At 37.8% G+C, this 22,155-nt stretch carries 20 protein-coding genes and 2 pseudogenes; 8 read left to right on the forward strand and 14 right to left on the reverse strand.

All coding sequences use genetic code 11. The features are described 5' to 3' along the window. Nucleotides 1-62: 62 nt before the first annotated feature. On the reverse strand, nt 63-989 hold the full coding sequence (locus GUU89_RS05285; protein WP_162126948.1) for a PfkB family carbohydrate kinase: 927 nt from the start codon (nt 987-989) through the stop codon (nt 63-65). A gap of 98 nt (nt 990-1,087) precedes the next feature. Here GUU89_RS05285 and GUU89_RS05290 point away from each other — a divergent pair, with 98 nt between their 5' ends. Further along, nucleotides 1,088-1,507 carry a hypothetical protein gene (locus GUU89_RS05290; protein ID WP_162126949.1) on the forward strand — a complete coding sequence of 140 codons (420 nt, stop codon included), beginning with the start codon at nt 1,088-1,090 and terminating at the stop codon, nt 1,505-1,507. Between the two features lies 1 nt (nt 1,508). On the opposite strand, the gene rnhA is transcribed toward GUU89_RS05290, so the two are convergent. Both rnhA and purN read right to left on the reverse strand, forming a co-directional pair. Beyond that, nucleotides 1,509-1,988, reverse strand: a complete 480-nt coding sequence (gene rnhA, locus GUU89_RS05295) for a ribonuclease HI (protein WP_162126950.1) — start codon at nt 1,986-1,988, stop codon at nt 1,509-1,511. An 11-nt stretch (nt 1,989-1,999) separates the two neighbouring features. Continuing rightward, on the reverse strand, nt 2,000-2,569 hold the full coding sequence (purN, locus tag GUU89_RS05300) for a phosphoribosylglycinamide formyltransferase (RefSeq protein ID WP_162126951.1): 570 nt from the start codon (nt 2,567-2,569) through the stop codon (nt 2,000-2,002). Nucleotides 2,570-2,745: 176 nt separating this feature from the next. Here purN and GUU89_RS05305 point away from each other — a divergent pair, with 176 nt between their 5' ends. From GUU89_RS05305 to GUU89_RS05330, 6 genes and pseudogenes are all read left to right on the forward strand, one after another. Then, nucleotides 2,746-2,982 carry an acyl carrier protein gene (locus tag GUU89_RS05305; RefSeq protein ID WP_007137004.1) on the forward strand — a complete coding sequence of 79 codons (237 nt, stop codon included), beginning with the start codon at nt 2,746-2,748 and terminating at the stop codon, nt 2,980-2,982. A 178-nt stretch (nt 2,983-3,160) separates the two neighbouring features. Beyond that, nucleotides 3,161-4,414: a beta-ketoacyl-ACP synthase II gene (fabF, locus tag GUU89_RS05310; RefSeq protein ID WP_162126952.1), complete on the forward strand. Its 1,254-nt coding sequence runs from the start codon at nt 3,161-3,163 to the stop codon at nt 4,412-4,414. 7 nt (nt 4,415-4,421) lie between these two features. Further along, complete coding sequence (gene rnc / locus GUU89_RS05315) at nt 4,422-5,162, forward strand: ribonuclease III (RefSeq protein WP_162126953.1); 741 nt, start codon at nt 4,422-4,424, stop codon at nt 5,160-5,162. A gap of 113 nt (nt 5,163-5,275) precedes the next feature. Beyond that, nucleotides 5,276-5,764, forward strand: coding sequence for an IPExxxVDY family protein (locus GUU89_RS05320; protein ID WP_162126954.1), 489 nt, complete (start codon nt 5,276-5,278; stop codon nt 5,762-5,764). Nucleotides 5,765-5,769: 5 nt separating this feature from the next. Next, nucleotides 5,770-7,200 carry a pyruvate kinase gene (pyk, locus tag GUU89_RS05325; protein ID WP_162126955.1) on the forward strand — a complete coding sequence of 477 codons (1,431 nt, stop codon included), beginning with the start codon at nt 5,770-5,772 and terminating at the stop codon, nt 7,198-7,200. A 31-nt stretch (nt 7,201-7,231) separates the two neighbouring features. After that, nucleotides 7,232-7,995: pseudogene (locus tag GUU89_RS05330) on the forward strand (Bax inhibitor-1/YccA family protein). 50 nt (nt 7,996-8,045) lie between these two features. On the opposite strand, the gene dinB reads toward GUU89_RS05330, so the two are convergent. Continuing rightward, on the reverse strand, nt 8,046-9,128 hold the full coding sequence (gene dinB / locus GUU89_RS05335) for a DNA polymerase IV (protein ID WP_162126956.1): 1,083 nt from the start codon (nt 9,126-9,128) through the stop codon (nt 8,046-8,048). A gap of 40 nt (nt 9,129-9,168) precedes the next feature. On the opposite strand from dinB, the gene GUU89_RS05340 reads away from it, so the two are divergent. After that, on the forward strand, nt 9,169-9,636 hold the full coding sequence (locus GUU89_RS05340) for a CYTH domain-containing protein (RefSeq protein WP_162126957.1): 468 nt from the start codon (nt 9,169-9,171) through the stop codon (nt 9,634-9,636). Here the strand turns inward: GUU89_RS05340 and GUU89_RS15265 are convergent, their stop codons facing one another. The 10 genes and pseudogenes from GUU89_RS15265 to GUU89_RS05390 all read right to left on the reverse strand — a co-directional run bounded on the left by GUU89_RS15265 (nt 9,637) and on the right by GUU89_RS05390 (nt 22,146). Next, nucleotides 9,637-10,197, reverse strand: a complete 561-nt coding sequence (locus GUU89_RS15265) for a septal ring lytic transglycosylase RlpA family protein (protein WP_162126958.1) — start codon at nt 10,195-10,197, stop codon at nt 9,637-9,639. It abuts the gene before it with no gap. Nucleotides 10,198-10,281: 84 nt separating this feature from the next. Continuing rightward, complete coding sequence (locus tag GUU89_RS05350) at nt 10,282-10,704, reverse strand: hypothetical protein (protein ID WP_162126959.1); 423 nt, start codon at nt 10,702-10,704, stop codon at nt 10,282-10,284. Nucleotides 10,705-10,787: 83 nt separating this feature from the next. After that, on the reverse strand, nt 10,788-12,431 hold the full coding sequence (gene pgi / locus GUU89_RS05355) for a glucose-6-phosphate isomerase (RefSeq protein WP_162126960.1): 1,644 nt from the start codon (nt 12,429-12,431) through the stop codon (nt 10,788-10,790). A gap of 98 nt (nt 12,432-12,529) precedes the next feature. Next, nucleotides 12,530-13,756, reverse strand: a complete 1,227-nt coding sequence (locus tag GUU89_RS05360; RefSeq protein ID WP_162126961.1) for a M23 family metallopeptidase — start codon at nt 13,754-13,756, stop codon at nt 12,530-12,532. Between the two features lie 17 nt (nt 13,757-13,773). Then, on the reverse strand, nt 13,774-14,709 hold the full coding sequence (locus tag GUU89_RS05365; protein WP_162126962.1) for a tryptophan 2,3-dioxygenase family protein: 936 nt from the start codon (nt 14,707-14,709) through the stop codon (nt 13,774-13,776). After that, nucleotides 14,709-15,485, reverse strand: a complete 777-nt coding sequence (locus tag GUU89_RS05370; protein WP_162126963.1) for a DUF3108 domain-containing protein — start codon at nt 15,483-15,485, stop codon at nt 14,709-14,711. The genes GUU89_RS05365 and GUU89_RS05370 overlap by 1 nt, the downstream gene beginning before the upstream one ends. A gap of 289 nt (nt 15,486-15,774) precedes the next feature. Then, entirely contained in the window at nt 15,775-16,935 is a 1,161-nt protein-coding gene (hppD, locus tag GUU89_RS05375; RefSeq protein WP_162126964.1) for a 4-hydroxyphenylpyruvate dioxygenase, read from the reverse strand. A gap of 52 nt (nt 16,936-16,987) precedes the next feature. After that, nucleotides 16,988-18,145 (reverse strand): homogentisate 1,2-dioxygenase, encoded by a 1,158-nt coding sequence (locus GUU89_RS05380; protein ID WP_162126965.1) that lies wholly within the window; start codon nt 18,143-18,145, stop codon nt 16,988-16,990. A gap of 261 nt (nt 18,146-18,406) precedes the next feature. Continuing rightward, complete coding sequence (locus GUU89_RS05385; RefSeq protein WP_162126966.1) at nt 18,407-19,879, reverse strand: amino acid permease; 1,473 nt, start codon at nt 19,877-19,879, stop codon at nt 18,407-18,409. Nucleotides 19,880-19,933: 54 nt separating this feature from the next. Then, nucleotides 19,934-22,146: pseudogene (locus GUU89_RS05390) on the reverse strand (patatin-like phospholipase family protein). Nucleotides 22,147-22,155 lie beyond the last annotated feature (9 nt).

The raw sequence follows: 22,155 nt of genomic DNA on the forward strand, positions 1-22,155 counted from the left end.
GTAAGTTGTTTGTTTAGTGTTTTTTAGTATAAAAAAAGCCCCGAAAGTTTCGAGGCATAAATTTATTGTATTTCTATTTCAAATTGTGTTAAAGCTTTGAATTGTTTCAAGCGTTGGTTCACTTCTTCTTTTTTCAGCTCGAGCATTCTTTCGGTTCCGAATTTCTCTACGCAGAAAGACGCTAAGTTGGAGCCTTGAATGATAGCGGTTTTCATGGTTTCAAATGAAATGTCGCCTTGTTGGGTAATGAATCCGGCAAAGCCACCTGCAAAAGTATCACCGGCACCGGTTGGATCGAATACATCCGCCAAAGGTAAAGCCGGAGCAAAGAAAATATGTTCGTCATGGAAAATTAAAGCACCGTGCTCTCCTTTTTTAATCACTACATACTTAGGTCCCATAGTGTGAATTTTAGCAGCCGCTTTTACCAAAGAGTACTCTCCTGATAATTGACGGGCTTCTTCATCGTTAATGGTAATCACGTCAACGCGTTTGATTACGTCTAACAATTCAGGCAAAGCACAATCCATCCAAAAGTTCATAGTGTCTAATACGACTAACTTTGGTTTTTTTGTCATTTGGTTCAACACACCTGTTTGAACGATTGGGTGCAAGTTTCCTAACATTACTACGTCAGCCTCTTTAAAGTTTTCCGGTACTATCGGGTTAAAATCAGCTAATACATTTAGTTCAGTTGCCAAAGTATCTCTGGAGTTCATATCGTTATGGTAACGGCCGCTCCAAAAGAAGGTTTTGCCGCCTTTAACCACTTCAAGTCCTGAAATATCAATATTTCTTGCCGTTAATAAATCAAGGTATTCTTGTGGGAAATCGTCACCCACTACCGATACGATAGCTGATTGTAAGTTAAAATGAGAGGCTGATAAACCAATGAAAGTTCCTGCTCCGCCCAATATTTTGTCTGTTTTTCCGAAAGGGGTTTCGATAGCGTCAAAAGCTACTGTTCCTACTATAAGTAATTTGTTCATTCTTAGGGTTTCAAATTAAAGGCGCAAAGATAAGTCGAAAGTTTCATAGTTGCAAAGTTATGTAAGAATGTGTAGGTTTGTTTTTTAAAAATTAAGATATGAGAACCGAAAAAATCGTTGCGGCCATTTTAGTTGTTGGATTAATTTTAAGAAACTTCCATATACCGGGAGGGACTATTTTGACTGTGTTGCCAATGACATTATTGGCATTGTTGTATTTTCCGTTTGGATTCTACTTTTTGAGCGACAAGAAAATAGATGGAAAAACCGTGGGGTTCTCTATTGTATCGGGTTTACTGTTGTCAACACTTGTTATTGGATGTGAATTTAAAGTCATGCATTGGACGGGAGCCATGATGGTACTTATTTTCGGACTTGTTACTTGTTTGCCAATAGCTGTTGCTTCTTATCTGAATTTTACCAAATCAAAAGAAGGAGAGAACGCTGTATACTTTAAAAATATTTTTGTGAGAGTGGTGACTTTTACCATTTTCGGTCTTTTGGTAATGGTGCTGTAAATTACAATAGTTTGCTTTCTTCTCTTTCGTAAAATGCATCTATTGATAGTTTTTCCTGCATGGAAGCCATGACAGCCAATTCGTCACAACGTTCGTTTTGCGGATGGTTGTTGTGGCCTTTAATCCATTTGAAATCGACTTGGTGTTGGCGGTATACTTTGAGGAATCGTATCCATAGGTCGGGGTTTTTTTTGCCGGCAAAGTTTTTCTTTTCCCATCCGAAAACCCATTTTTTTTCTACGGCATCTACCACGTATTTTGAATCAGAAACCACCAACACTTTCATATTGGGTTTTGTTATTTTTTCTAAACCTACAATTACGGCTAATAATTCCATTCGGTTGTTGGTCGTGTGTCGAAAGCCTTCGTAAAATTCTTTTTTATAGGAGGTGCCTACCAATTCCATCACCACGCCATAGCCTCCGTTTCCGGGATTTCCTTTGGCGGCGCCATCAGTATAGATGTGGACTTGGTGACTCAAGTGAAAAGGGATTAGGGATTAGTAATAAGGAGTTTTTCTATAATTTGAGGAAAATGAATATGTTCCAATTGATGTACTTTGGCGGCAATTTCTTCCGGAGATTTACAATCTTCGATATTTACGGCTTGTTGCAGTATGAATTCGCCTTCGTCATACTGTTCGTTTACATAATGAATGGTGATGCCGGTTTCTTTTTCGTTATTGTCTAAAATGGCTTGGTGTACTTTCATGCCATACATGCCTTTACCTCCGTATTTTGGTAACAAAGCCGGATGAATGTTGATGATTTGGTTTGGATATTCATGCACAATCGCTTCGGGCATTTTCCATAAAAAACCGGCCAACACAATCAAATCGGGTTGTATTTTCCTGATTTGCTGCAGCACAGCCCCTTCGTTTAATTCAGCTCGATTGAAAACGGTAGTCGGAACCTGGTGTGCTTGGGCTTTTTCTAAAACTTTGGCCTCGGGATTGTTGGAAAACACGCCTGCTATAGCCACATCTTCCTTATTTTTAAAGTATTGAATGATGTTTTCAACATTAGAACCGGCGCCGGAAGCAAAAAGCAAAATCTTTTTCATGGGGAAATCAAATTTGACAGCACAAAAAAAAGCATAATTACCCGAATTAAAACCATCGTAATGTAAGATTTTGAAATAAATTTTTTAATTTCGTGAACACATTTAGTAACAAAAAGGTTGTTTTAAAATAAAGTTTTTTATTTTTGCCAACAATTAAAATTAAAAATTTAGAAATTATGTCAGACATTGCATCAAGAGTAAAAGCGATTATTGTAGACAAATTAGGCGTTGACGAAAACGAAGTTGTAACAGAAGCAAGCTTCACCAATGATTTAGGCGCTGATTCATTAGACACTGTTGAGTTGATTATGGAATTCGAAAAAGAATTTGATATCCAAATTCCGGACGACCAAGCAGAGAACATTGCTACTGTAGGTCAAGCTATTTCTTACATCGAAGAAGCAAAAAAATAATAATAATTCACCCGTGAGAAATCCAATTTTTCACGGGGTTTTTATTATTTTTACTGAAAAGAGTAAAACTGATTGACATTCAATCTAAAAAATATTGAAATACCCTTGTCTCTTTAATGATTAAATTTGAAGAAAACATGGGTATTATTTGTTTAAATACACTAGTAAAAAAAACATTATGGCATTAAAGCGAGTTGTAGTAACAGGTTTAGGTGCGCTAACGCCCATTGGAAATTCCATAGAAGACTATTGGAATGCTCTTGTAAACGGGAAAAGTGGTGCTGCACCCATTACCTATTATGATACCGAAAAACATAAAACAAAATTTGCCTGCGAAGTCAAAAACTTCAACATCGAAGACTATATGGATCGTAAAGAATCCCGTAGAATGGACAAATTCGCTCAATATGCTATAGCAGCCAGCGAAGAAGCTATTAAAGATGCAGGGATTACCGATACCAATGTAAACAAACAAAGAGTAGGCGTAATTTGGGGTGCCGGAATTGGCGGATTGGAAACTTTTCAAGAAGAAGTAATCAGTTATGCTAAGGGTGACGGAACGCCAAGATTCAATCCGTTCTTTATTCCGAAAATGATAGCCGATATCGCTCCTGCTCACATTTCGATGCGAAATGGGTTTATGGGACCTAACTATACTACTGTTTCCGCTTGTGCTTCTTCGGCCAATGCGCTGATTGATGCTTTCAACTATATTCGTTTAGGAATGTGTGATGTTATCATCTCGGGTGGTTCGGAAGCAGCGGTAACGATTGCCGGTATGGGTGGATTTAACTCTATGCAAGCCTTGTCTACCCGAAATGAAAGTCCGGAAACGGCGTCAAGACCTTTTGATGCTACCCGTGACGGATTTGTTTTAGGAGAAGGTGCGGGTGCTTTGGTTTTAGAAGAATATGAACATGCTAAAGCCCGTGGTGCTAAAATATATTGTGAAGTCGGCGGTGGCGGAATGTCATCGGATGCTTATCACTTAACGGCTCCACATCCGGAAGGGATTGGTGTAATTGCTGTTATGGAAAATACCTTGCGTGATGCGGGAATGTCGCCTGACCAAGTAGATCATATCAATACCCACGGAACATCGACACCACTAGGTGATGTGGCCGAGTTGAAAGCGATTAGTGCTGTTTTTGGTAGCCATGCTAAAAACATCAACATCAATTCAACCAAATCAATGACAGGTCACTTACTAGGTGCTGCCGGTGCTATTGAAGCTATTGCTTCGATATTAGCGATGAAACACGGTATTGTGCCTCCAACTATCAACCATACGGTAGTGGATGAAAACATTGATCCGAGTTTAAATTTGACTTTAAACAAAGCTCAAAAAAGAGAGGTTAAGGTTGCTATGAGTAACACTTTCGGTTTCGGAGGTCATAACGCTTGCGTTCTATTTAAAAAATTAGAAGACTAAACTTTAGATGAGAATTCTAAAAAAAATATTTAAAAATTCCCGTTCAACTGAGGACGGGATTTTTTTTAAAGAAATTGAAAAAGTAATAGGTTTTACGCCCCAAACCATAATCTACTACGAAAAAGCCTTCACCCATCGTTCGACCAACCGAACCGATTTGAAAGGCAATCCGATGAATTATGAGCGTCTGGAATTTCTGGGTGACGCCATGTTAAGTGCCGTAATTGCAGCACATTTGTATAAAAAAGCACCTGCCGGTGACGAGGGCTATCTGACTAAAATGCGTTCCAAAATTGTGAGTCGCGAGCACCTAAACGAATTGGGAAGAGACCTAAACTTAATCCGATTTGTAGAAAGTAAAGTGCCTACGCAACACTTTGGTGAGAACATTCACGGCAATATTTTTGAAGCGTTAGTGGGCGCCATATTTTTGGACAAAGGTTATGATTTTTGTGAAAAATTCATCCAAAGAAGCGTTATTACCCCGTATGTTGACATTGAAAAACTGGAAGGCAAAGTCATCAGTTACAAAAGCTTACTGATTGAATGGTGTCAGAAAGAAAAGAAATCGTTTCATTACGATGTGTTTGATGACAATGGTAATGACGGGCAAAAATATTTTGGAGTAAAGCTAAGCATCGACCATAAAGTGGTGGCCAAAGCCCGTGCCACTTCCAAAAAGAAAGCAGAAGAAAAAGCCTCTCAACGCGCGTATTTTGCATTTCAAGAAAAAATTAACAAAAAATAATACAGATTCTCAAAAAACTATAACGTTTTCGTTCATAAAATATCGTTAACTCTATCCCGTGTTAATGATAATCTGTAACAGATATACTATATTTACACCTTAAATTGCAAGGTATGGCCATTCACAAATTGCATTGGGATGAGTTTGACGAAATAGATTATCAGTTGATTGCTATTCATTCGCCTTTAGAGGATTATCGATTGGCGTATTATATCAATCAAAATTTGCCTATCAATCTCAAAAAAAGCAATTGTAACATTCAAATCAGCAGTAAAGAAGGCGATACCCAATTTACGCGGTTTATTTTTGAAGATGAAAAAAAGGACATTTCTTGGAATTTAATTCAAAATCAAAATGCTGTTTTTGTAGCGTCGCCAACCGGAAATCAAGGGTTGTTTGCGGAGAGCAGTGCCAAATTTTCGACTAAAATCTATTTGATACCGGAGTTTAAAAAAGTAGATTACTTTTTAAAAATTGAAAATGCCGAGGCGGTTCTGGATGTGTCAAAAATTACAAATTGTATCAAAAAAATCGACAGGGTGAGTACCGTTTACACTGTTGAGGTTGAAAAAATAAAATCGAAAAATAATTTAATTTTTTAAGGATAATGCCAACAAGAAAAAAAACTAAGATTGTAGCCACGCTGGGGCCTGCATGTAGTTCGAGAGAAGTGATTAAGAAAATGATTGATGCCGGAGTGAACGTGTTTCGCGTTAATTTCTCTCATGCCGATTACGAAGACGTAAAAGAAAGAATCAATATTATCAGAGGATTGAATGATGAGTTTGGATATACTACCGGGATTTTGGCAGATTTACAAGGACCAAAATTGCGTGTAGGGGTGATGAAAGAAGACGTGGTTGTAAAACCGGGAGATATTATCACTTTCCAAACGGCAGACGATGTTCCGGGAACTAAGGAACGCGTTTACATGAACTATAAAGAATTTCCAAGAGACGTAAATCCGGGAGAAAAAATTCTTTTGGATGATGGGAAATTAATGTTTGAAGCATTGGAAACTAATGGGACTACTGAGGTAGTTTGTAAAGTAATTCAGGGCGGTCCGTTAAAATCGAAAAAAGGAGTAAACTTGCCGAATACGAAAGTTTCCTTACCGGCTTTGACTAAAAAAGACATTAAAGATGCGCTTTTTGCCATTGAACAAAAAGTAGATTGGATTGCGCTTTCTTTCGTAAGAACTCCAAAAGATTTAGAAGAATTACAAGACTTAATTGCTAAACATTCGGATTATAAAATTCCGATTGTGGCCAAAATAGAAAAACCGGAAGCGGTTGAAAATATTGATAAAATTGTAGCCTTTTGTGATGGTTTGATGGTAGCTCGTGGGGATCTTGGAGTAGAAATTCCCGCACACGAAGTACCGTTGATTCAGAAGAAATTAATTCACCGAGCCAAAACAGCCAGAATACCTGTAATCGTGGCTACCCAAATGATGGAAACCATGATTACCAGTTTGACTCCAACCCGTGCTGAGGTAAATGACGTGGCCAATTCTGTTATGGACGGTGCCGATGCGGTAATGCTTTCGGGGGAAACTTCGGTTGGGAATTATCCGGTAGAAGTGATTGAAAAAATGACTCAAATCATTGAAGCGGTAGAAGATTCTCCGCTAATCATAGTGCCACAAAATCCGCCTCACGTTAGAACGAAACGTTTTATTACTAAATCTATTTGTTATCATGCCGCTACTATGGCTAATGATATTAAAGCTAAAGCTATTTCTACTTTAACGAACAGTGGGTATACGGCTTTTCAAATTTCGGCTTGGCGACCAAAAGCACACATTTTGGTGTATACATCCAACAAACGAATTTTGACTCAGTTGAATTTGCTTTGGGGAGTGAATGCTTTTTACTATGACAAATTCGTAAGTACTGACGATACCGTTGGTGATGTGAACGAAATTGCCAAAGCCAATGGGTATGTGAAAAAAGGGGATATGCTTATCAATTTGGCTGCGATGCCGGTGGCTGACAAAGGAATGGTCAACACATTGAGAGTATCTGAAATAGAATAAATAATTTTATTATTTTTGAAATAAAAACAATATGAATTCAAACAATCCATTTTTTAAATCAAAATCGTTTACAGAAACCAGTCGTAACTCAGCCGATACCACGCATGAAGCTGTAATTATTGACTACAATCAAACGATGACGGTGTCGGGAACTATCAATAAAAGTTTCCTGATGTTAATTTTATTAATTGCCAGTGCTGCGGTTACTTGGATGATGACTTTTAACGGTCAAAACCCAATGATATTGACGATTGGCGGCGCTGTAGTAGGTTTGGTTTTAGTGCTTATAGCTACTTTCCGACCACAAAATTCAGGATTTTAGCACCGGGTTATGCTATTTTTGAGGGTCTTTTCATAGGTGGTATTTCAGCCATTTTTGAAGTAATGTACCCGGGTATTGTGATTCAGGCTGTGAGTTGCACTTTTGTAACGTTTATGGTATGTTTCGGTTTATACAAATATGAAATAGTAAAAGTAAACGATAAGTTCAGATCGGTTGTTATTGCGGCTACATTGGCTATCGGAACCTATTATTTGATTTCTTGGTTATTGTCAATGTTCACCAGTTTTCAGCCGGTGCATTACGGTAATTCGATGATGAGCATCGGAATTAGTGCTTTTGTGATTGTAATTGCTGCGTTAAACTTGTTTTTAGATTTTGACCAAATTGAAAAAGGCGTGCAACAAAAAATGCCAAAGTATATGGAATGGTACGGAGCGATGGGCTTAATGATTACACTGGTTTGGTTGTATATCGAATTCTTGCGATTGCTTTCTAAACTTTCTAAAAAATAAGCAGATTTTTTCTGTGCAAATGACCAGCTTTCGGGCTGGTTTTTTTATGGTTAAAACTCAAACTTTAATTGCACTACCACCGTTTTTTTGACTTCGGTATTTAGGTTGTTCAAAGAAATGCCCAGTAATCGAACGGATTCTTTCATTCGTTCTTGATATAATAGCTCTTTTGCGGTTTCGAGAATCAATCCTTTATCCGAAATGAAGTAAGGCAGTGTCTTGCTTCGGGTTTGGGTCGTAAAATCGCTGTATTTGATTTTGAGCGTTATTGTTTTTCCCGAAATGCTGTACTTCTTTAAACGTTTCTCCAATTCGCCGGCAATGCGTTCCAGTTTTTCCACCATAAAGATTTCAGACGTCAGGTTTTCAAAAAAAGTATGCTCGGCAGCGACCGACTTGGTGATTCGGTTTGGTTTTACTGGGCTGTTGTGAATGCCGCGAACAATATTGTAAAAATGGAGACCACTTTTATTAAAATGTTCTTCGAGGAATTCTTTTGATTTTGATTTCAAATCCTTTCCGGTGAAAATGCCTAAGTGGTACATTCTGTCGGTGGTGACTTTGCCAATACCATAGAATTTTTTGATGTCAAGATTTTCCAAAAAGGACTCTACTTCTTCGGGATTTACTGTTTTTTGCCCGTTGGGTTTGTTGTAATCGCTGGCAATTTTGGCCACAAATTTATTGACTGAAATTCCGGCAGAGGCGGTTAATCCTACTTCTTCAAAGATTCGTTGTCTGATTTCCTGTGCCAGTAAGGATGCGCTGGGATTTCCTTTTTTATTTTGGGTAACATCTAAGTAGGCTTCGTCTAAGGACAGCGGTTCTACCAAATCAGTGTATTCATGAAATATCTTTCTAATCTTTTTAGAGATTTCTTTGTAGCGATCAAAACGGGGTCGAACAAATAGTAAATCGGGACAATTTCTTTTGGCTTGAATGCCGCTCATGGCACTGCGAACTCCAAACTTACGAGCCTCATAACTGGCCGCCGAAACCACACCGCGAACTTCACTACCGCCTACAGCCAGGGGCTTTCCTTTTAATTCAGGATTGTCCATTTGCTCCACCGAAGCATAGAAAGCATCCATGTCGATGTGAATAATTTTTCGATAAGCAACCGGTTCCGTCATATCACAAATTTATAGTATCTTTCGATAAAATTTATGCAGTATGATAGAAATAGAGCGAAAGTTTTTAGTCCTTTCCAATGATTTTTTAAATGAAACTTATGTCGAAAAGAGAATTGTTCAGGCTTATTTAAATTCGAATCCGGAGCGAGCTGTTCGCATCAGAATCAAAGGAGATAAAGGCTACCTGACTATTAAAGGAAAAGGGAATGAAACCGGAACTACCCGATTGGAATGGGAAACGGAAATCCCCGTTGCGGATGCTGATAAATTACTATTGCTTTGTGAAGAAGGGCTTATTGAAAAAACCCGGTATGAAATAAAAATAGGGAAACATCTTTTTGAAGTGGATGTTTTTGAAGGAGAAAACCAAGGGTTAATTTTGGCAGAAATTGAGCTGAAATCAGAAGATGAATTTTTTGTGAAACCCTATTGGCTGGGTCAGGAAGTTACCAATGACAAACGATTTTACAATGCTTATTTGAGCAATCACCCTTTTACCAGCTGGTAATTAGTTGTCTTCTACTTCCAGTTTTACTATTACCGCTCCTGAGTTTTTATTGTCCACCAACTCCATAAAGGCTTTTTTGGATAAGTCAATTTCTCTGACTTTAGAGAAAGGGCCACGATCAGTGATTTCAACCACTACCGATTTGCCATTGGCTTCGTTTGTTACTTTGACTTTGGTTCCAAAGGGTAATTTTTTGTGTGCTGCGGTGTATTTTGTATTGTCAAACCGAATACCGCTTGCCGTTCTTTTGCCATGAAATTTTTGAGCATAATAAGAAGCATGCGCGTTTTTTTTATAGAATTTAAATTTTAAATTCATATCGGTTTTAACCGTATCTGTCACTTGAAGGATTTCGGTTGCCGGCTTAGTTTTAAGCGTGTCAACTTTAGTTGCTAAAGGCAGTGCTTTGGTTTTCTCTTTGGCTTCTTTTGGTGTTACGCTAGTCTCTTTGCTTTTTGCCTTGTTTTTTTCTTTTTGTTGCGGTGGGTTGGTAGCCAATAGCGTAGCAGAAAAAACGAGGGTTATGAAAGAGAAAAAAAAGGTGACTATTTTGGTATTCATACGGAGCATTTTAATTTGTAAACAGGTTTTGCAAAAACCATACCTTAGATAAAAAAAGCCCTTTGCAGGACTTTACTTTTTTACTTAGAACCACAAGCTCCAAGGAATTCTACTTAAAATTAAAAGCAATCCCAGTCCGAAGAAAACAGCAATCGATTTGAATTTTGCGGTACTGTTTTCTGCTTTTTTATGTTTTGACCAACCAATAGTTATCAGTGTTATCGCGATGATATTGGTTAAAGGATGTTCTAATGATGTTAATCGTAGCGCTGCATCTTTCATTTGGCCAAAAACAGCCGAACCCAAAGGGGAAACAAAATAAAGAATCAGTCCTACTAGTAATTGTATGTGCGTAGCAATCAATCCGAAGAGTGCAATTTTTCGGTCTTTGGCTGTGAATTCTTTTTTAGAAGACATGCCCATAAAGGAATTGATTACGGCAACGACTAATAATAAAAGTGCAATATAGGCCCAGCCTGAGTGGAATTTTTGAATAAAGTGGTACATGGTATTTTGTTTTGGAATAACAAATATAGAGAAAAAGGCATAAAAAAACCTCACGTTGTGGTGAGGTTTTCTGTTAAGTGGTATTATTTCTTTGCTAAAAAATGATTTAAAAGGAATTCGGTAGAGCTGTCGTGTTTTTTTACAACGCCCGAGTCAATTTCGGTTAAAATAGAATTGGCCAATTGTTTTCCCAGTTCAACGCCCCATTGGTCATAGCTGAAAATATTCCATATAATGCCTTGAACAAAGATTTTATGTTCATACATAGCTACTAAGGAACCCAGTGTTTTTGGCGTTAGTTTTTGAATCAAAATCGTATTGGTAGGTTTATTACCGGCGAACACTTTGAACGGTAATAGGAAAGAAGCTGTTGCTTCAGCTATGTTCTGTTGCTCGAATTCGGCTTTAACTTGTGCTGCTGTTTTGCCGTTTAATAATGCTTCGGTTTGGGCAAAAAAGTTTGACATCAGTTTATTGTGGTGGTCTTCGTTGCCGTATAACGGTTTTACAAAACCAATGAAATCTGTCGGAATCAATTTAGTTCCTTGATGAATTAACTGAAAGAAGGCGTGTTGCGAATTGGTACCCGGTTCGCCCCAAATGATGGTTCCTGTTTGGTAATTTACCGGATTTCCGTTGCGGTCAATGCTTTTGCCGTTGCTTTCCATGATGCCTTGTTGCAAGTAAGGCGCCAGTTTTTGCAGGTATTGTGTATAGGGAATTAAGGCTTCGCTTTCGACCCCAAAAAAATTATTGTACCAAATGCTGAGCAAGGCTAAAACTACCGGTATATTTTTATCAAAGGATTCGTTTTTGAAATGTTCGTCCATTTCGTTAGCGCCTTTGAGCAAATCATCAAAATTTTCGAAACCAACCGCTAAACTGATGGATAAACCAACGGCACTCCAAAGCGAGAAACGTCCGCCAACCCAATCCCACATGGGGAAAACGTTGTCAGGATTGATACCGAATTCTGTTACCTTTTGAAGATTAGTAGACACCGCTACAAAGTGTTTTGCCACGTCTTCTTGTTTAGCCGATTTCAAAAACCAGGCACGAATGGTTTCTGCATTGGAAAGGGTTTCCTGGGTAGTGAAAGTTTTAGAAACAATTACAAAGAGTGTGGTTTCCGGGTTTAGTTTTTTGATGATTTCATTCACATGGTCGCCATCTACATTGGAAACAAAATGAACATTCAGGTGATTTTTGTAGAATTGTAAAGCTTCTACCACCATGGCTGGGCCAAGATCTGAACCTCCAATACCGATATTGACCACATCGGTAAATGCTTTTCCTGTGAATCCTTTTCTTGTGCCATCAATTACTTCATCAGAAAAGGTTTTTATTTTGCTTTTGACTTTAAAAATTTCGGGCATTACATTTTTACCGTCAACCAAAACAGAAGCCTTTTCCGGTGAACGCAAGGCGGTGTGAAGTACAGCTCTGTTTTCAGTTCTATTGATATTTTCTCCACCAAAATAAGCAGCAATAGCTTCTTTCAGGTTTACTTCTTTTGCTAAATCTTGTAGTAAATCAAGTGTTTCCTGATTGATGATGTTTTTAGCATAATCCACCAAAAAATCGTCCCATTGAATATGAAATTTTTCTGCTCTTGTGCTATCATGGGCAAACATTTCGGGCATCGAAACATGTTGCATTTGAGTGAAATGCTGATTTAGCTTTTGCCAAGCGGAGGTGCTTGTTGGATTTGTGTTTGGTAATGCCATTTTTTTACATTTGAGTGACAAATTTACAACTATTGATTGGGAAAAAAAGAGGAATATTTTACGCCAACGTTGTAGTTAGTAATTAATTTTAAAAAAAATTACTTTCTGAATTTCAAATCGGAAATACTATCCAAAACTTTTTTCAGCGGACGCATCTGTTCCATGAATTTTGGTTTTAGTTTGGAATCCATTGGTGTTGAAGTTGGCAAATTCAAACGAAGAGCATCCACCTGAACGCCATTTTTCCAAAAACGGTAACAAACATGAGGTCCGGTAGCTAAACCGGTGCTGCCTACTTTTCCAATAACCTGTCCTTGAGTTACTCGTTGTCCTCGGCGTACCAAGATTTTTGACATGTGTAAGTATTGTGTCGAATAGGTTCGGTCGTGTTTTACTTTGACAAAGTTTCCGTTTCCGGCTGTATACCCCGCTTGTTCAACGACACCGGCGGCCGTTGTCATAATTGGTGTTCCGGTTGGGGCAGCATAATCGGTTCCATTGTGTGCTTTCCATATTTTCTGTACCGGATGGAATCTGCTTTTGGTGTACCGGGAAGTGATGTTCACAAATTTCAATGGTGCTTTCAGGAAGAAGTTTTTCAATGTTTTTCCTTCATCATCATAATATTGTTGTTTGCCTTTACTGCCATCAGGAGAGAAAGGGAAGGCGTATATTTTTTTGCCTTTGTATTCAAAATAGGTAGCTTTTAAACTATCAACACCGTCGTAAATGGTATCGTTTATGAATCTTTCGGTAAAGGTCATGGCAAATTTATCTCCCTTTTGTAGCTTGAAGAAATCGATAGACCAAGCATAGATTTTGGCAATTTTTGGAGCCAATGCCGGATCTACTTTTAAGTTTTGTAAGGTTTCAGACAGAGAGCCGTTTAAAGCTCCAGCTATAGTTCGGGTGGTGAATTTTACCGGTCTGGTTTTTTTGTGTGCTACCACCGAATCTCTCAAATCGACTATGTAGTAATTAAGGCGGTCCGGCTGGTAAATAAAAGCCTGAAGTTTGTTGGTTTTGTCTTTGGTTCGCAGTAAAAGAAAGGGTTTTCCTTTTCGGATGGAACGCACGTCAAAGGTGTCTTTTACTTGGGCAACAATATCATATACCTGATGTCCGTTTAGATTTTGCTTGTCTAAAATACTGCCAAAAGTATCTCCGGATTGGATGGTGTCTTCAACAACATTATAGTCGTTTAGTTTAAATCCAAAGTCAATAGTAACAGGCATTGTCTTGTGTTTTGGTGCCGATTTTTTTTCGGTTTTATCACAAGAAAATAACGTTGCAAAGGCAATAAATAAAAGGAGTACTCTTTTCAAACTTCTGGTGTTTCATGCTAGGCTTCTTCGCCCCAATTTTTTAATTCTTCTTCACTCCACAATTCCGGGAAAAATATCCTTCTTTGGTATTTGGGATGCATGTATTTTTTCCAATCGCTTCCGCCGGTAGCTTCGCCGGAGCCTTGACCGCTTTCGATATATTTTCTGGCGGCGTTTAAATGACCCATTACCCAAGTAATATTTACGGTATGGTCATAATGGCGCATGGCTTTTATTAAGTTCTCATCTTTTTGATCGGCATCAGGTAATTGTTTGAATTTTTGCCAAATATTGATGGTGTTGTATTCTTCCATGTAACGAAGAAATTCTTCTCTGTATTTCTTTTCAAATTCTAAAATCAGATATGATTTTTCGCCTGTTTTATGGTCTTTCCCGGCTGCTTGCCAATATAAATGCTCAAGCGCATGGGAATAAGGTGTGTTTCGGTCAATCGTAGCTCTGAAACGGTAATCGATTAGGTTAATTAAGTCAGTAGATGAAAACTCAATCAGTCTGTACTGTGCACTTTGAAACCCACTGGCCGGCGTTAAAGTATTTCTGAATTTCATGTACTGTTCTACTTCCATACCATCTCCCATGATATCAAAAGAGGTGGTAAGCATATCGAAATAGCGACTGATTCGGCGTAATTTTTCGGTAAAGAAATCGGTTTTAGGTTGGTCGGTATGACACAATTGGTTGATTTCCCAAAGTATCATTTTGAATAACAATTCGTTGACCTGATGGTACATAATAAAAACCATTTCGTCGGGCAAAATGGTTCTTTGAGTTTGTAAATTTAAAAGCGCATCGGTTTGAATATAATCCCAGTATGTGATTGGTTTTGACCATAACAGTCCTTCAAGATGCGTATCGGTTTTTTGATTAATGGCTTCAAATTTTTCTTCTAAAGCGTCAAGCAATTGTTCAGTTTGTGTTGTTTTAGTGTTCATTAGTCATTTAATTTTACCATAAACGGATTTTTTAATCCTTTGAATCCGTCTAAGTCGGCTTTAATGGAGCCTACAGCAAGGCTGGCTTTTATTCGCAACGGTATTTTATTATCATCGTCGGAAATCCAGACCGTTAAACTTTCCTCTTCTTTAAAGACCCTTCCGGATTGGACGATAGGTCTGAAAATCATGGTTGGAGCGGTTCCAAATTTAGTTTTTAAATTCTCTTTGCCTATAAATTTTAACTTAAACTTATAGGTTTCGTCGTCAAAAAACATGTCTACCACTATTGATTCACCAACCTTTAGTTTGTCAACATTTGGATGATTTCTCAGATAGTAAAAAGTGGAAACGATATCCTGAACGTTTTCGGTAACAGAGAATGTTTTTTCAGTTTTGTTCTTGTAATCTTTTATCAAAACTTTATTGTCGTCTTGACTGAAAAAACCTTCCTGATTTTTGGTATAACCACCTTCGTCAATTTTACGTACGAATTGATACGGTTTGTTGGTGACTTTATCAAAATAACTTTCGTAGTTGTCATCCACTTTGAAGAACAATCGTGACATACCGACAGTATATCCTTTACCAACAGCATGGTATACTTTTTTATTTTCTTTTACGCCCTCTTTAATTTCAAGAGTCGCATAACCGGCATTTATAAAACCATAGTGGATTCTGAATTTGAACCATTCGCCTACATCATAAGCATCGGGTTTTTGCGAATCGAAACTTACAGTGATAAAAAGCAACAATAAGAAGAAATATTTTTTCATTTTTTTATTTGTTTTTATACTGCTGTTGCAATATCCGTTCCAAAAGTATTAAAACAAAAAAACCCAGTCAAATTAATGACTGAGTTTTTATGCTATTAACCAACCAAAAAACTATAAATTATGAAAATTTATCCAAAAAGTTGAGGGAACCACCCCTCATTTTTGATACTGCAAAGATAATTACATTTGTTGCGGAATTACAACAAAAAAATCAACTTTAACATTAAATTAATAAAATATTGGTCTTTTAAGGGGTTAATTTTAAATTATGTTTAACAAATGTGCTGTTTTATAATGTTCCTCGCAACATTTGTTCTCTTTCAATAGATTCGAATAATGCTTTGAAATTACCGGCACCGAATCCTTTGGCACCCATTCTTTGAATAATTTCGAAGAATAAGGTTGGACGATCCTCAACGGGTCTGGTGAAAATTTGAAGCAGATAGCCTTCATCATCCGCATCAATCATAATTCCCAGTTTTTGAAGTTCGTTAATATCTTCTTTAAACTTACTCATATGATCTTTTAGTCGTTCCGGAATTGCATCATAATAGGCCTGAGGAGGAGTTGTTAAAAATTCGATTCCTCTGGCTCGCATTTCGGCCACCGTTTTGATGATGTCATCAGTAGCTACAGCGATATGTTGTACACCAGGACCTTCGTAAAAATCTAAATATTCTTCAATTTGTGATTTTTTCTTTCCTTCTGCCGGCTCGTTGATGGGGAATTTGATTCTTCCGTTACCGTTACTCATTACTTTTGACATTAATGCCGAATACTCCGTAGTAATTTGTTTGTCATCAAACGATAGGAAGTTTACAAATCCCATTACGTCTTCGTACCATTTTACCCAAGTGTTCATTTCGTTCCAACCCACATTGCCAACCATGTGGTCAACATATTTTAAACCAACCGAAGTTGGATTGTAGTCTGATTTCCATTCTTTATAACCCGGTAAGAAGGCACCTTTGTAATTTTTACGCTCTACAAACATGTGAACAGTTTCCCCATAAGTATAAATTCCGGCACGAACTACTTCACCGTGTTCGTCTTTTTCAACTGTTGGTTCCATGAAAACTCTGGCACCACGTTTTGTGGTTTCTTCAAAAGCGGAACGGGCATCTTCAACCCAAAGGGCAACTATTTTCACTCCATCGCCATGCTTTTTTACATGTTCGCCAATGGGAGAATCACTATTTAGTGCAGTGGTTAATACCAAACGAATTTTGTCTTGTTTCAAAACATAAGAAGCTCTGTCTCTCATACCGGTTTCTAATCCGGCGTAGGCATGAGATTGAAAACCAAAAGCAGTTTTATAAAAATGAGCAGCTTGTTTGGCATTGCCCACATAAAATTCAACATAATCAGTTCCTAATAGCGGCAGAAAGTCTTGTGCTCCTTCAAATATTTTTTCGAGTCCGTATTCAACGGATTTTATTTCTTTTGACATACTATTGTTGTTTAAAAGGGAATGTCGTTTCCCAAAAGTTGTGTTTATTTTTTTATTCTAACCAAGATTGAAAATACTTGTCATCGGCAATTTTCATGGCTTCTTCAGTTACCATCAATGGCTTAAATGTATCAACCATAACGGCCAATTCTTGAGTGTCTTTTTTACCAATGCTTCTTTCTGCTGCTCCCGGATGTGGACCATGCGGGATTCCTGCCGGATGTAAAGAAATGTGACCGGCTTCGATGTCATTTCTACTCATAAAATCACCATCCACATAATACAAGACTTCATCAGAATCAATATTGCTGTGGTTGTAAGGTGCCGGAATAGCATCAGGATGGTAATCGTATAAACGAGGGACAAAGGAGCACACTACAAAGGCATCGGTTTCAAAGGTTTGGTGTACCGGCGGCGGTTGATGAATACGTCCTGTTATCGGTTCAAAATCATGAATTGAAAAAGCATACGGATAATTGTAACCGTCATAACCAATCACATCAAAAGGATGGGTGGCGTATACCATATCAAAAATTTCATCTTTCTTTTTGACTTTAATAATGAACTCTCCCTTTTCATCATTGGTTTCCAATTCGTACGGACGACGAATATCACGTTCGCAAAAAGGGGAATGCTCTAACAATTGCCCAAACCAGTTGCGATAGCGTTTTGGCGTGTAAATTGGTCGGTGAGATTCTACAATGAACAAACGATTATCTTCGGTATCAAAATCTATTTTGTAAATGATACCCCGTGGAATCAAAAGATAATCTCCGTATTTGAAATCAAGATTGCCCAACATGGTTCTCAATTTTCCGCTGCCGCGATGGATGAAAAGCAGCTCGTCAGAATCGGTATTTTTATAGAAATAATCTTTAGTTGAGTGTTTTGGTGCGGCCAAAGCAATATGACAATCGGAATTGGTTAGTACAATTTTTCGGCTTTCCAAGTAATCATTTTCCGGATTGACCTGAAAACCGCGAAGGCGATAGGATTGAATATTGTTGGCTTTAGAAATTTTAGGCGCAATACTGTATTGATTTCTTATTTCTTTAACCTGTGTTGGCCGATGTTCGTGATAAGAGTTGGTTGACATACCGTCAAAACCTACCGTTCCGAACAATTGTTCGTAGTACAAATCGCCGTTAGGTTTGCGGAAAATGGTGTGTCTTTTGGGTGGAATGTTCCCTAATTTATGATATAGTGGCATAATCTGTAAGATTTGAAATTTAAAAAATGAGATAATTTGAAAATGAATTCAAATTAGTAATTATTTAAAAGAAGTAAGCCTCATTCCGGATTTCTCTTGATGAGGAATTTTAAGTGTGCCAATAAATTATCCCAATTTTTCATGTACACAAATATCGGAAAAATATAAACGCTGAAAATGATAATTGTCAATTTTTATAAAAGCAAAAAAGGATTAAAGAGCCTTGAACCCTCTAATCCTTTTTATATAGTAGTATCCAAATTATTTTGGATTATTCAGCTTGCTTCTTTTTTTACTGTAGCCAAAGTATACGACAAACCCAATAGCCAGCCAGCCAATTAATCTCAACCAGTTTGTCCAGCCTAAACCATAAATCATCGCAAGACAAACAACGATTCCTAAAATTGGAACCAATGGCACGAAAGGTGTTTTGAATTCACGCTTCATATCCGGCTCTGTTTTTCTTAAAACCATAACCGAAATACAAACCAAAATAAAGGCAAACAAAGTTCCGATACTGGTCATATCACCAACAATATCCCCTGGGATGAAAGCGGCAAAAAGACCCACAATTACCAAGATTACTAAGTTAGCTTTATAAGGAGTTTTGTATTTTGGATGTACTTCGCTAAAGGCTTTAGGCAGCAAGCCGTCATTACCCATCGAGTAAAACACTCTTGACTGTCCTAACAACATTACTAAAATTACCGAGGAGAATCCGGCTAAAATAGCCACTGTTACAAATTGCGCCAACCACTCATAGCCAATCATATATTTTTGAATAGCAAAAGCTACCGAAGCTTCTTTACCACCGGTTCTAAAATCTTCTACAGTGGCAACCCCGGTTAAAACGTGGGCAAATAAAATATACAAAACTGTACAAATAGCCAAAGAACCAAGAATTCCGATTGGCATATCTCGTTTTGGATTTTTAGTTTCCTGAGCGGCGGTACTCACGGCATCAAAGCCAATAAAAGCAAAGAAAACGGTTCCTGCTGCACCCAAAATTCCCATAATGCCACCATAACTGTGACCAATACCTTGATCATCAGTATAGGTTGCTGTTTCAGGAATATAAGGGGTATGATTTACAGGGTTGATAAAATGCCAACCGAAAATAATAATCATAACCACAATCGAAACTTTAGCTACCACTATAATTCCGTTTACAAACGCCGATTCTTGTGTTCCTTTGATTAAAAGCAAACTGATAACTGCTACAATAAAGAAAGCCGGAATATTGATAATTCCGTTAACCCCATCTGCGGAATGCTGAAAAGGCGAATGACACCATTCATAAGGTATGGGGCTCACATGGAGCACATTGACCAGCAGGTTGTTGAGGTATTCACTCCAAGCAATACCTACCGTAGCGGCTCCAACGGCATATTCTAAAATTAAATCCCAACCGATAATCCAGGCAAGGAATTCACCCATGGTAGCATAGGTGTACGTATAAGCACTTCCCGCAATTGGAATGGAAGAAGACAATTCAGCATAACATAATCCGGCCAAAGCACAACCGATAGCGGCTACAATAAACCCGATAGTTACAGAAGGACCGGCGTTTTGAGCAGCGGCAGTGGCGGTTCTAACAAATAGCCCGGCACCTATGATGGCACCAATTCCTAAGGCAACCAAGGACCAAGCGGTTAAAGTTCTTTTTAATCCTTTTTCAGATTCTGACGCTTCTGCCAAGAGTTGCGCCATAGGTTTTCTTTTCCAAATCGACATAAAAGAGAGTTTAGTTAATAGATTTTCAAATATAGTTTTTTATTTTAAATAAAATTAAAACCAAAATCCAACACTGATAAAAGTGTAGCCTTTGTTTAGTTCCGGAGACCAAGTGTATTTTACTTCTACGGGACCAACAGCTGATTCTAAAGCATAGCCAATAGCATATCCGTTGTATTTAGGCTTCGAAAACCAATCGCCGGTTTTAAACAAGTCGTCTTCAATATTGGCATAATTTGCGGCAAAATTGATATGGTTTTTTTTATAAATTTCATAGTCTAAAGTAAAACAAGACTTGATATAACTATCGGCAGAAACGCTAAGAAAATCGTAGCCATAGAAATGTTTGAAATTATTAATCATATTAAACCCGTAACCGCCCAAAATAAAATCGAAGAAATGCACACTGTCATTTCCAATAGTGAATCCAACTTCTGACTGGACTTTTAAAGTAAATTTTTTGTAAAATGTTTTAACGATACCGATTTCGCCTTTGGCAATAGAATACCGTTGAAATTCATTGGTATAATCAGACGAATAAAGGAAAGATTGAATGTCGCCGGTAAACAACCAACCTTTTTTGGGAAATAATTTATTATCGAACGAATCGTATTTCACATAACCAAAACACTGGCATAATCACTTTTTTCAAAGGTGGGTGAAATGGTACCTAAATTATCCGATTTGATTTTTAAATATTTGTACTCAATACCGGCACCGATTAAAAATTTCTGAATAAAAACGGTCTGCATATAGGCCTGATTCGTCAAATCGGAAAAGTCGATATTGATGCTGTTCAATCCGAGTTGAGTCAGTAACTCACCGTCTTTAAAATCGGTAGGCACATTTCGGTTGAAAGCATTGTAACGCGATTTTAAACCAAAACTCCAATAAAAGCCATTATCAATATAATAATCTAAGTTATATCGAATGTTGTCGCCAAGTCCCACATCAAGTGATACCACATCGTTTTTAAACAAGGTTTTCTTTTGTGTAATATTGGCTAAAATGGCACTTTTATACAAGCCGTCATAATGAAGACCAAACTTCAAAAAAGTCTTGGTTGGGTTTTCGGTTAAACTCAGTTGTAATTCATCACCGCCTTGATAGGGCTCTAAAGTATAGCTGATGCGGCTGAAGTTTTGCGTAGCATTAATGTTATTAATTCCTTTTTTCAAATCTTCGTATTTGATGATGGAGCCATTTTTGAAGCGAAGTTTTCCCAAAATATAAGCTCTGGTATAATTATCTAATTTGTTTAGGGTAACACTTTTTATTTGTAAAGTATCTTGCTTTACTTTAAAAGTTTGGAGTTGATAAGGTTTTGAAGAATCGGCTAATTTAGTAATGGCATCTAGTTGAAGCATGGCGGCCTCTTCGCCTTTTTTGATGATTTCCTGCCCTTCATCAAAGGAAATAACTCCGTAATTGGAAATGTCAGGTTTGATATAGATGTCGGTGATTTTGATTTTCTCTTTCATCTTTTTAATCATGTCCAAATTGGTAATCTGAACCAAGATTCGTGTGGCGTCTTTCAATGACTTTCGGTCTTTTAAATCGTCCTGCACATCAACCCCAATAATAATATCAGCGCCCATTTTGCGTACTTCTTCCGCCGGATAATTATTCACCACACCCCCGTCAATCAATAATTTTCCGTCAATTTCAACCGGTGAAAACAATGATGGAAATGCCGAGCTGGCCAACATAGCTTGCGCCAAATAACCACTTTGCAATATTACCGGTTCGCCTTTTTCAATATCAGTGGCCACACACAAAAACGGAATGGGAAGTTTGTTGAAATCTTTGACGTGTCTTACTTTGTGAGTCAGTTTAGAAAGCAAATTGTAGTTGTACATTCCTTTTGAAAGGGCAATAGGAATCCCGATTTTCAGTTTGTTGAACGGCAATGAAAGGGCGTACATTTCGTCATTACGTTTTTCGTAAAAACTCTTGGAGGAGCGTGGAATGTAATCCTGCAACAATTCATCAAAATCAGTATTGTAAAAAATAGAGTCGATTTGTGAAGCGCTATACCCCGAAGCATACAATCCGCCAACCACAGCGCCCATACTGGTACCGCCAATGTAGTCAATCTTTACGCCGGCTTTTTCTAAGGCTTTTAAAACACCAATGTGGGCAAACCCTTTGGCACCGCCGCCACTAAGGACTAAACCAATTTTGGGTCTCTTTTGGGGTATGGGTTCCTGCGCTGAAACAACCTGTAGCAAAAACAGAAAGAGAAGTGCAACAATTGTTTTTTTCATAAAAAGGCG

The sequence above is a fragment of the Flavobacterium phycosphaerae genome, assembly GCF_010119235.1.
Lineage (GTDB): Bacteria > Bacteroidota > Bacteroidia > Flavobacteriales > Flavobacteriaceae > Flavobacterium > Flavobacterium phycosphaerae.